This window comes from Fodinibius roseus (genome assembly GCF_900129315.1).
Taxonomy (GTDB): domain Bacteria; phylum Bacteroidota; class Rhodothermia; order Balneolales; family Balneolaceae; genus Fodinibius; species Fodinibius roseus.
Map to the genome: position 1 here is coordinate 1 of NZ_FQUS01000046.1, position 11,830 is coordinate 11,830.

10 protein-coding genes are annotated in these 11,830 nt (G+C 42.1%); 2 read left to right on the forward strand and 8 right to left on the reverse strand.

Annotated elements, in window-relative coordinates:
* From BUB16_RS20625 to BUB16_RS20660, 8 genes are all read right to left on the reverse strand, one after another.
* Positions 1-302: 3-keto-alpha-glucoside-1,2-lyase-like domain-containing protein (locus BUB16_RS20625; RefSeq protein WP_139240403.1), on the reverse strand; the 302-nt coding region annotated here is incomplete at its 3' end.
* A 42-nt stretch (positions 303-344) separates the two neighbouring features.
* Positions 345-1,586, reverse strand: a complete 1,242-nt coding sequence (locus BUB16_RS20630; protein WP_073068684.1) for a Gfo/Idh/MocA family protein — start codon at positions 1,584-1,586, stop codon at positions 345-347.
* Positions 1,587-1,892: 306 nt separating this feature from the next.
* Positions 1,893-3,320, reverse strand: coding sequence for an NAD-dependent succinate-semialdehyde dehydrogenase (locus tag BUB16_RS20635; protein ID WP_073068686.1), 1,428 nt, complete (start codon positions 3,318-3,320; stop codon positions 1,893-1,895).
* 41 nt (positions 3,321-3,361) lie between these two features.
* Positions 3,362-4,348 (reverse strand): hydroxyacid dehydrogenase, encoded by a 987-nt coding sequence (locus BUB16_RS20640; protein WP_073068688.1) that lies wholly within the window; start codon positions 4,346-4,348, stop codon positions 3,362-3,364.
* Positions 4,349-4,377: 29 nt separating this feature from the next.
* Entirely contained in the window at positions 4,378-5,469 is a 1,092-nt protein-coding gene (locus tag BUB16_RS20645) for an Ldh family oxidoreductase (protein WP_073068690.1), read from the reverse strand.
* A 2-nt stretch (positions 5,470-5,471) separates the two neighbouring features.
* The gene (locus BUB16_RS20650; protein ID WP_073068692.1) at positions 5,472-6,635 is read right to left on the reverse strand and encodes a UxaA family hydrolase; all 1,164 of its coding nucleotides are present in this window, start codon (positions 6,633-6,635) and stop codon (positions 5,472-5,474) included.
* Positions 6,636-6,640: 5 nt separating this feature from the next.
* Positions 6,641-6,919, reverse strand: a complete 279-nt coding sequence (locus tag BUB16_RS20655) for a UxaA family hydrolase (protein ID WP_073068694.1) — start codon at positions 6,917-6,919, stop codon at positions 6,641-6,643.
* A 335-nt stretch (positions 6,920-7,254) separates the two neighbouring features.
* On the reverse strand, positions 7,255-8,190 hold the full coding sequence (locus tag BUB16_RS20660; RefSeq protein WP_073068702.1) for a YeiH family protein: 936 nt from the start codon (positions 8,188-8,190) through the stop codon (positions 7,255-7,257).
* A 576-nt stretch (positions 8,191-8,766) separates the two neighbouring features.
* Here BUB16_RS20660 and BUB16_RS20665 point away from each other — a divergent pair.
* Positions 8,767-9,639: an AraC family transcriptional regulator gene (locus BUB16_RS20665; protein ID WP_084088487.1), complete on the forward strand. Its 873-nt coding sequence runs from the start codon at positions 8,767-8,769 to the stop codon at positions 9,637-9,639.
* A 265-nt stretch (positions 9,640-9,904) separates the two neighbouring features.
* On the forward strand, positions 9,905-11,515 hold the full coding sequence (locus BUB16_RS20675; protein ID WP_139240404.1) for an FG-GAP repeat domain-containing protein: 1,611 nt from the start codon (positions 9,905-9,907) through the stop codon (positions 11,513-11,515).
* The last annotated feature ends 315 nt before the right edge of the window (positions 11,516-11,830 follow it).

An 11,830-nucleotide genomic window follows, 5' to 3' on the forward strand; every position in this document is an offset into this window, starting at 1 on the left:
AGCTCGAAGTCCCCGTACGCCTGATCGGTCATCAGAATCCCACCGTTTCCAGAACCGGGGGGATCCTGCTGGCCCGTAATTACGCCTTGCTCTACGGTCCATCTCCCCCCCGTACCCCCACCGCGATCAAGCTCTCCTATATTCGTATGCCATCCTTCCAGCGTACGGCCATTAAACAGGCTGACGAACTCATCCTGCTCGCTCCCGGCGGCCGCCTTTTCGGGAGCGCCGCCCGGGGCTCCTCCCGGCATCAGCGTGGCAAAAAATTGTTTTCGCGTAACCGTCGTACTATCGTCTTTCATGTATCTCTTCCGTTAGGTTATTATTCATTGATTAGCTACTCATCAAAGCTCCGCGATTGTGTCGAGTTGGTCTACCTCCACGGCCCGGCCCTCCCGGGCTGCAAGAACCGCGCCCTGGCAAATCTGAACGGTTTGCCGCCCCATGTATCCATCCGGATAAGGCTTTGCCTCTCCGGCCAGCACCCGGGCAAAATGTTTCCACTGCCCGACGTTTCCATCTCCCCCGGGCAGGGATTTGTTCTGTGGTTCCGGCACCTCTCCCCGCGTCGGCACGCCTTTAGGCTGCCCGTAACGAATGGAGACCTCTCCGCCGGTAAATTCTACGGACCCGTTCTCCGCGAAAAAGTAGTTCGGGCTATCGGGTCCATAGTTATACAGGTTCCCCCCGTAATTCATAAGCGCACCGTTGGCGTAACGCACGAGGACGCCGGCGTGATCGGTAGAATCCCTGGAACGCAGCGTATGGTTATTCACGCTCTGCATGCTGGTCACCGTGACCGGTTCGCTGTCGAACACCCAGTTGCTGACGTCGATAATGTGAGCGCCCATCTCATAGACGACCCCCCCGCACTTCTGTTGATCCAGCCGCCAGTAATCCACCCCGGGAGGATACTCATCGTTGCCGGGCACCCGCCAGTCGCCCCGGTAAGAGCTGACATCAGATTGCAGGAGCTGCCCCAGCGGAGACTCGCGAATCGTTTCAACCACTACCTTATAATTACTGCTATGGCGCAACTGCGTTCCGATTTGCAGGGCCCTCCGGGAACGTTCAGCGGCGGCCATAATATCGTTGCATTCGGGCACCGTGAGAGCCATAGGCTTCTCTAATAAAACATGTTTGCCTGCCTCCAGGGCAGCAATCGCCGGCTCCGTATGCAGATAATTGGGCAGGACAATCGCCACCGCATCCAGCTCCTGCCGGCCGAACATTTCCTCCATATCGGTATACATCGCTGGCTCAGGGCCCTGATCGATCAGCTCCGCGCGCCGCTTCATTTTATGCGGCACCAAATCACACAGAGCGGCTATGGCAATCTCCGGGACATCATTCAGGGCGGAAATATGGCTCTTACTCCGGTTGCCGCAGCCCAGGATCCCCACCTTGTACTGCTCACCCGGGCCCAGGGGCCTGGTGATCAACGGACTTTTATCCGCCGCCCACAAATCGCTCCCTCCCCAGAAAGTAAGCCCGGCCCCTACGGTTCCCAGCATGCTATTTTTGAGAAACTTCCGACGATCGATTTTATTCGATTCCGAATGGGTCACACGTGTATCTTTACTCATAACAATCAAGTTTTGTTAGCTTTCAGGCAGCTGAATATCTTGTTCCCACTATGGTTATATCCCCTGCAATTACACTTAATAACCTCTGACAACCAAGTATTCAGACGTATATCCCAATTTATGAGCTCCCCAGCATTATGCTACCAATCTTTTGACTTATGAATGTACTTTTATTGCACCTGTCACAGAAAAAGTAACTTTTTATTATTAAACTATCCTGAGGCAGGGCTATCGGGGGAATAAAATTGCCGTTTATAGTTTAAATTAACACCTCTTCCTTCAAATGGACGGTGATTGTGATATGGTTCATATTTCCAATCCCAATGAAACGTGTTTAGTTTCAAGAAAAGCCTCTACTCCTTCGGAACCCAGTTCGCGTCCCCATCCACTTTGTTTGAAGCCACCAAAAGGACATTGGCTGGTACTGGGAACAGCATCATTCAGTCCAATCGTGCCGGCTTCTAATGATTCCATCAGACGAAAAGAACGACTGACATCGCGAGTATAGGCATATGCACACAAGCCATAATGTGTATCATTGGCTTTTTCGATTACTTCAGATTCGGAGTCAAAAGAGCTTACAGGAGCGATAGGTGCAAATGTTTCCTCAGTCATACAGTCGGCATCCGATGGAACATCTGCAAGTATCGTAGGCTTGAGAAAGTATCCCTCCCTATCTATTTGTTCTCCACCACACTTTAATTCTGCTCCAGAACTGACAGCATTCTCAATATGCTCTATGGCTTTAGTTAAGCCCTCTTCATTGAACAAAGGACCAATGTCTACATTGTCTTCCAGGCCTCCTCCAATCTTTAGTGCACGTGTTTTTTCAACGAACAATTCCAGGAAATCTGAGTAAATAGAGCTCTGGACATAAATGCGGTTGGAAGCGATGCATGATTGGCCTGTATTTCGAAATTTAGTAATCATCGCGCCTTCAACCGCTACTTCTAAATCAGCGTCTTCAAAAACGATAAATGGGGCATGTCCCCCCAATTCAAGTGATAACGGTTTAATGCTGACAGCCGCACCTTTTATCAGTATACGACCTACTTCAGTGGAACCGGTAAAAGTAATTTTTTTGCAAATGGGATTATCTAAAAATTCCTGAGAAATCTCAGATGCCGAACCGGCTACAAGTTGAAATACCCCTTGGGGCAAGCCTGCTTTCTCAACACATTTTGCAAGTGCAACTGCGCAAATTGGCGTCTGACTGGATGGTTTCAAAATAACCGGGCAGCCGGCAGCCAATGCTGGCGCTATCTTCCGCAGAGCTAATACCAGTGGGAAATTCCACGGGCTTATTGCTGCTGTAACTCCTACAGGTGTTTTGGTAATGATATGGCGTTTGCCTTCATCTTGATGGGGTACTGTGCGGCCATAAGTACGTCGTGCTTCTCCGGCGAACCATCGTAAATGATCTACTGACATTGCAACTTCACCGGAACTTTGTGCAAGTGGTTTGCCGTTTTCACACGTTATAATGCGGGCGATTTCTTCGCTTTGCTGTTCCAGTTCATCGGCTATTTTTTCCAAATATTCCCCGCGTTTTTTACCGGTAAGTTTACGCCAACCTTGAAAGGCTACTTGTGCATCGTCTAATGCCTTGGCAACTCCCTTTCGATCTACGGTAGACATTTTGGCAAAAACATCGCTGCTGGCAGGGTTGATGATTCCTATGGCTTCATCAGACATAACCCATTGGTTATTAAGAAATAAAGGATAAGTTTTCATAATTTGGATTTATTTGTTTAAAAATTGGTATTAACATTTTCTTATATTAATGCCTGCGATGATTTGGGTTTGGGGAAATTGACAAAGTTTTTGGCTGCATCTCCTTCCAAAACCGAAGTTACATCCTTACATACAGCGGATGTTACACGTTCCTGTGCTTCTTGGGTGAAGGCGGCAATATGAGGAGTCAGGATAACATTATCCATGCGAGAGAGAGGACCTTTTTCAGGCGGTTCTTTTTCGCGTACATCCAATCCTGCCCCGCCAATTTCTCCTTCCTGAAGAGCGCGAATTAATCCCTCTTCATCTACTACCTTCCCGCGTGAAAGATTCAGAAAAAATGCAGTAGACTTCATTCGACAAAATTGCTCATAATTGAAAAAATGCTTTGTTTCAGGGGTTAGCGGCAGGTGACATGATATAAAATCAGCCTGATTTAGCAGCTCTTCTAATCCAACCAGTTCTGCGTGAGTCTCTGTCACGGACGCTGCATCGGGGCTGACGTATATATCATGGGCAAGAATGTTCATTCCCAAAGCATTTGCCCTTAAAGAAGTCAGGAATCCAATACGCCCCAAACCAATCACTCCCAGATTTTTATCATACAATTCAGTGCCCATAAAGCGCTGTCTTTGCCAACCGTCTTCCAGCACATGATCATGTGCTGGCTTCAATTTACGTGCAAGTGATAACATCATACCAAGGGTAAGTTCAGCAACAGAAATTGAATTTTGATCCGGGGTATTGCTAACAACAATTCCCTTTTGGGAGGCGACATCTACATCGATATTATCCAAACCGGCGCCTGCACGACCAATGATTTGTAGTTTTGTTCCCTTGACAAGGATCTTCTTCGATAAATGAGTTTGATTTCTTACGATCACTGCGGAGTAGTCGGGCAGTATGTTTTTAAGTTTGTCAGGGGATTTCCATAGATTCTGTTCAATCCGCACCGTAAATCTTGTTTTCAATTCCTTGATCCACCGACCGTTGATATTTTCCGTAATTAAAATGGCAGGTTTCGTCATTATCTGATTGTAACAAGTTTCCCAGTTTATTAAAGTGTATATTCGATATCGAGTTCATGGCACAGACGTTGCAGTTCTTGTTGCGTAGCTTCTTCAATAATAATTCCTTGCTTGCTATTCTGTTTTGCCGTCTGGTGGGAACGTTCTCCAGGAATTCGAATCTCATTCGCATTGGGACGTTTTTGACATGCCTTTATTTCCTCAATCATTGTATCAATGCGTTGTTTGAATTCACCTATATCCATAAAAGATGAAATATCCAAAAGACAAAAAAAATGACCGACATCCTGCTGGCGATCCATGTCATCATACATAGAGCCCACTGATGGACCAATGGCCGCACCTGACAACACGCCGGAAAAAATCTCCACCATCATGGCCAGGGCGTACCCCTTATGGCCCGCCATTGGAAGCATCGTTCCTGCCAGGGCCTCTGCAGCATCGGTTGTAGGTTCACCCTCTTCGGAAAGTGCCCAATTGCGCGGAATAGATTCTCCCTCTTTTTGAGCAGCAATAATGTTTCCGCGAGCTACCAGAGAAGTGGCAAGATCAATCTTAATTGGATATCCTTTGCCAGTAGGAAATGAACTGGCCAATGGATTCGTCCCGAAATAGGCTTCACTCGCTCCCTTAGGTGCCATCGAAGGCTCGCTATTCGTCGTGGCAAATAGGATCATATGGTTCTTGGCTGCCTGGTTACAATAATAGGACAACGCACCACAATGTTGCGAATTATGGATGGTGCAAGCGGCCACCCCATATTTTCTTGCAACAGGCATGAGTGTTTTAAGAGTCTTAACCGCCTGCACCTGTCCGAGCCCGTTGCCGGCATTGACAACCAAAGTAGCTCCTCGCTGACGCTCGACCTCGAGTTTTGCCGCCGGATCAATAAGTCCTTTTCGAATTCGATCGATATAGATCTTCAGACGAGACACTCCGTGTGTGGAGGTACCCTGCAGATCAGCCTCTATTAGCGCGTCAGCAAATAAACAGGCATCCGATGGTGTAACACCAGATTCTGTAGCAATCGCTATTATGATTTGTCTAACAGATTCTGGTTTGTATCGATTAGCTGGTACAGAGGAGCTCTTCTTTTTATACGTTGTTGAGCTATGACTCATAGTTATGCGCTCCGGTATAATTTGGTTAAAACAAATTCCTCATGTCCAAGTGCTTCAGCCGCGGTTAACCGACCGTTACAGGTACGAACCATCAAGTCAATTAGTTGATCACCGGCCTCCTCAACCGATATATCGCCCTGTAATAGCCCGCATACGTCCAAATCGATATGTTCCTTCATAGTCGAACAGGTAAGTGGGTTACCCGATAGCTTAATGACGGGCACAATTGGATTGCCCACAATATTACCCTGTCCTGTTGGAAATAGATGAACTACCGCACCCGAGGCCGCCCATAAGGTAACGGCTTCGGCAGCAGCAGAAGAGGTATCCATAAACCAGAGGCCTTTATTACTTGGCGCCTCGGCCGGTTTCAAGCAGCCTACGAATTTGTTTTTTTTCCCGAGCTTCTCAATGTTGCCCAACGCCTTTTCTTCAATGGTGGATAATCCACCGCGAATGTTCCCCTTAGTCGGCTGAGAATCAGAGAGGTCATTCGTTTTCTTCTCCAAAATAAAATCGTTATAGCTATTCCACACTTCCATGAACTCTTCAGCGACTTCTTCATCTGAAGCCCTGGCTTTTACAATATGTTCTCCGCCGGTCAGCTCAGAGGTTTCACCGAATGAGGCTGTAGCCCCAAGATCAATCACCTTATCAAATACATTCCCGACGGTAGGGCACGAAGCGAGGCCGGTTGTGGTATCGGATTCCCCGCATTTAGTAGAAATATAAAGCTCGCCAACTTCACACTCCTCCCGCTTTAGTTCACTAGCCCATTGAACGTATTGTTGGGCTTGCCGGGAAACTTTGGCAACTGTCTTTAACTCTCCTGATCGCTCAATAGAAAATCCCTTGACCGGCTTTCCTGTTTCTGCTATACCGTCTACAATTTGTTGGGTCCATTCGGGTTCAATACCAATGACGATGCAAGCCGCAACATTTGGATTGGAGCCCATACCGATCATGGTTCGAAAAAAAAGTTCAAGGTCTTCGCCGAATTGCAAGCGACCGTAGGCGTGAGGCAAAGCTTTTGCACCTTCAATATGATTTGCCACCACTTCACAAGCTCTATTTGATATATCATCGACCGAGAGAATTATGACGTGATTGCGAATGCCGACCCGTCCGTTTTCGCGACGATAGCCTTTAAATGTTGAAATGCTCATACTAATTACCACCTTTTTGTTTTAAGATTGTGAACGTGAACGTGTTCTCCGGTTTTAATTGGCTCAACCACTTGCCCGATATCAACGCCATATTTGATAATTGTATCGCCTGGTTCAAAGTCTCGCAAAGCTATTTTGTGACCAAGCGGAATTTCCGACAATGCTTTAACTTCAGGTGCTCCATTGCCGTGCAAAGTTCGACCTCGGGCAAGTTGGCCGGTATCTATATCCACCACTACAACACCGACATTATCTTCCTCATCATGCATTACGTATTCGATCATTGGTTAACCTATTTATTTTAGTTGTTAGTTAGAATGATTTTCCTCATTAACCTTTCCGGGGTTTCAGGAGGCTTTCCATTATGTTTGTCCCCTTACCAATTACCAAAGTTTTAAATCCTGACAACCGGATACTCAGGAAAAATCTCTAACCAAGGTTATAATCCGTCTCCCTTTATGCTACCAATCTTTTGACTTATAGAGATACTTATTTTGCACTTATAGAAAAACACAGTATTTTTTTTATTTGAAGTCCAAAGAGTTGATTTCTTACAATGAATAATCTACTGCTAAAATAGGGAGGATTAGCATATTAAATGCTCTAACCAAAGGAAGCGTTATCTGAACATAATTATTACCCAAAGAGAACCAATGGTGATACAGATCCAGAGTATTGTAGCTTTAATCAAAGGGCGGAACCCTACTCTTTTTACTACTTTTATAGTTAACCCGCTTCCGATTAGAAATAAGGTAAAGGTCAAACCTTGCTTGGCCAGAGGGACAATCCAAACGGTAATTTCCGAAATTGAGGGTACAAATGTGTTTAACAATGTGGCACCCACAAATAAAAAAATAAAATAAGGAATACTGATCTTATTACTTTTGACTTTGTATACAAGGGAAGCTACGAATGTAAGAGGTAATATCCACAGGGCGCGTCCCAGTTTCACACTTGTAGCAACAGACAAGGCGGTAGATCCATAGCTTGCCGCTGCACCTACCACAGAGCTGGTATCATGAATAGCAAAGGCCGCCCAGTAGCCAAATTGTGTTTGGGATAAGTGCAGGAGATCTCCCACGAATGGAAATATAAATAACGCTACAGAATTAAGAATAAAAACAGTACCCAATGCAGCCGAAATTTGTCGATTATTGGCATCAATAACTGGTGCTATGGCTGCAATGGCGCTTCCTCCACATATGGCTGTTCCGGAAGAGATAAGAGTTGAGGTTTTAGAATCTATCGACAGCTTTTTGGCCAGAAAATATCCCAAGCCAAGAGTACTGACAATAAAGATAATAGTAAAAACCAGTCCATCTTTTCCGACTTCTACCGCATCATTGAAATTCATGCCGAAACCGAGTCCCACTACCGAGGCTTTAAGTAGCCAACTTGCCATATTATCAATTGACTTTTTTTCAAATGTATTTCCAATGGTTACAGCTAAAACAATGCCCAGTAAAAGGGCTAATGGCGGACCTACCCAATGGGTAAGACAAAACAGACTTAAAATAATAAACAATCCTTTTTTATAGACTGCAGTTAAATCCATAAAATGTGCTACCTTCTTCTTGAAAGATATTGAAAATTGAAGGTAGGGAACCTCTTGGCGGGGCACCAATACAGATTAATTATCTGCTATAACTATCAGTTATAACGGCACTTCCAAAACTGGACAAAGCCATTCAATAAATTATATTCAACATCATGTTGGATAATGAAGAAAATTTGCGGGAAATATGAAATAAATCTTGTTGTTCAGGGCGAATGCCTAGGATTGAAAAGCGCTTACTGCTTCGGCATTGAAGTAAAAGTTCAATAACTTCTGTTCAACAAGACAAATATTTTTAATATAAATAATTTGACCTCCCATTCTTCGATACATCCTTGAATGATTTTTCATGACTTGAACTTATTTCTCTAATCATCTATATATCTATTTTGGAGGGAACGGAATTAGTCATCTCTTGGAGTTGATAAAAAGCAAGAAAACCACAGTATCTTAATTTATGTTCTATTTTTTTGACTAATGTATATACTTTTTTTGCATTTACAATAAAATTTTGACTTATAATTCCAAAATTAACAATTTGGTTCAGTATTGCTAAAACATTTACGAAATAGGGATATGATGAAGGCACAACTCATTAATCGAACTATCAATCCGAATAAATCCTTTAACCTGGAAAGCCACTCCTATAAAAGCTTTTTACAAGTATGGCATTATCATCCAGAAGTGGAGCTAACTTTTATTTTGGAGGGTACAGGGACTCGTTTTATCGGAGATAGCATTGAAAAATTTAGTTCCGGAGAGATTGTATTGATAGGAAAAAATCTACCTCACCTGTGGTTGTATGATAATATTTATCTTGAGGAAGATTCTAACCTCAAAGCAAAAAATTATGTTATTCATTTTCATGAACAATTTCCCGAAGGTCTATTAGAAATTCCTGAAATGACTTGTATTAATGACTTATTAGTGAGGGCAAGCCGTGGAATCAGATTTAAGGAAATCTCTTTCAATTACATCTCTCAAACTATTGATAAGATATTTGAACTGCCTAGATATGATAAAGTAATTACCTTGTTGGAACTGCTTAAATATTTGTCTGAACAAAAGGAATTCAGCATGCTATCCAGTGCAGGGTATGTAAACTCTTTTAGGAAAAGGAAAAATAGTAAAATAGTGCCGGTTTATGAATACATCATGAATAATTTTAAAAATGGAATATGCTTGGATAATGCGGCTGAGCTGGCTAACATGAACCCTTCGGCATTCAGCAGGTATTTTAAGCGTATCCACAAAAAAACCTTTACGAGGTACGTAAATGAGGTAAGAATAGGTTATGCATGTAAATTATTAATGGAACAAAAATTTAATATTTCCGAGGTTTGTTATGAATCAGGATTTAATAATGTTTCTAATTTTAACCGGCAGTTTAAATCACTGAAAGAAATGACACCGACTGAATTTATCCAAATGCACGAACGTATTGATTGAAAAAAACCTTATTCTATTTCCGAATAGTGGAATCACAAAAAATGCATTCAGAGTTTGTTCAATATAATTCATTCCAAATAGTATTAGAAAAAATCAGTTAGTGCCAATAGAATGATTGAACTTAGGCTTTAACTTAACGAAATCCTCCCATTTATTTTTTTCAGTGATATAATCATATCCTATATTTTTACAAAATGACTTTATTATAGTGATATAGAGTTTCGACTCTTCTGATAAAGTGCCATTAAACACCAAAATAATTATTTTGACGAACTGGAAAAAAATCATATTAACTTTTTTTGTATTTATTTCCTGCACTATAATTTATCTATGGCTTCATGAGTCCAGCACTCATACACAAAATAACACTACTTCTCAGACTGACAGCAGTAACCTTCAAGACAATCTATATACAACAAAAAAACAATGGAAAGATTTAAGTATTCAACGGGGAAAGGAATTAGCTACCCGGTACTGCCAATCATGCCATAGGCTACCTGATCCTTCTGAGTTAAATAAAGAAAACTGGCAAATAACCCTTGCAATGATGGGACCATATCTGGGTATATTTAATCATAATAGGCAATACTATCGTTTTTATAGTGATGTCGATATGAGTTATTATCCTTCCCGACCAGCTATGACTTCATCCCAGTGGCAAAAAATTATTAATTATTATATGACAAAGGCACCTCAGGTAATGCCACAACAAAACCGAAAAAAACAAATTAAAAGAGGGCTTCCTTACTTTGAATTAGATTTTCCTCCCAAACTGTTTTACAGAAATAAAAATACGGCTTCCTTTATTAAAGTTGATACCTCTGTAAAACCGCATCGAACATTTATACATCGGGCTGAATCAAATACATTTTATCTGATCAACAACAAATTACAGGTTCTGGATTCACTTGAAACTACCGGTCCCATTGTTGATATGGACGTTCAACAAAATAAAATGACAGTCTGTAAAATAGGTTATGATCTATTGGGCAAAAATACTAATGATGGAAGTATAGCACATCTTACTGTAGATGAACAAAACAATATTCAACTTGGGGAACAACAACCACTATTTAATGATTTATACAGACCTGTACATGTTAAATCTACAGATCTTAGTGGTAATCATAAAAATGATTATCTAATTAGTGAGTTTGGACTAGTAAATGGCGGATTATTATGGAAAGAAAACAAAGGCAACGGGAAATTTACAACTCATGAAATTCGTCCCGTAGCAGGGGCTATAAAGACAAATATACTGGATTATAATCACGATGGGCTACCTGACTTATGGACATTATTTGGACAAGGTGAAGAAGGAATATTTCTTTTCACAAATAAAGGGAACAATAAATTTGGTCAAGAACAGGTTCTTCAATTCCCTCCAACCTATGGATCAACCTCGTTTGAACTCGTTGATTTTAACAAGAATGGTTATCCTGATATACTATATACGGCTGGGGACAGAGGAGACGGAATCCCTCAATTAAAGCCTTATCATGGAGTATATATTTTTATAAATAATGGTAATAATGAGTTTACTCAACAGTATTTTTTCCCCCTTAATGGTGCTATAAAAGCAATAGCTCGCGACTTTGATGGAGATGGAAACCTTGATATAGCGGCTATAGGTTTATTTACTGATAGCCAACAACCGGAAGAAGGTTTTATTTACTTAAAGAATAAGGGTAATTTTAATTTCCAACCTTATTCTCTGCCTGTTGAGGCAAATATCAAAAGAGCATTCTCAATGGATGCAGCAGATATAGACAACAATGGAAAATTGGATCTAATAATCGGAAATGCATTTAACGGGGATAAAACAAAGAATAAAAAAGGGGCGCTTTTTATAGTATTAAAAAATACATCTTTTTAAAAAATGTATTTTCTATGGCTGCATTATCCGTGATCCACCACATCTTCTCTTTCATAATATTCAAATCCCTCCGGTCGTGGACACCGCATTTATAGCTATTCGGACATCATTGTGCCATTTTAGATAGGTGCTGTAAGCTTTCAGAATCCTTATCTATATTACCCCCCTATAATCTTAAATATGATTGAATTCGGATATTAGTACCTGATGGCTATTTCTTAGATCATTGTGCCACCCATTTCGGTCATGTTGTGCCAGTTGTTTCGGAGGTCATTGTGCCATTTTAGGTAGGTGATCGCCGGGCCATGGAGCCGG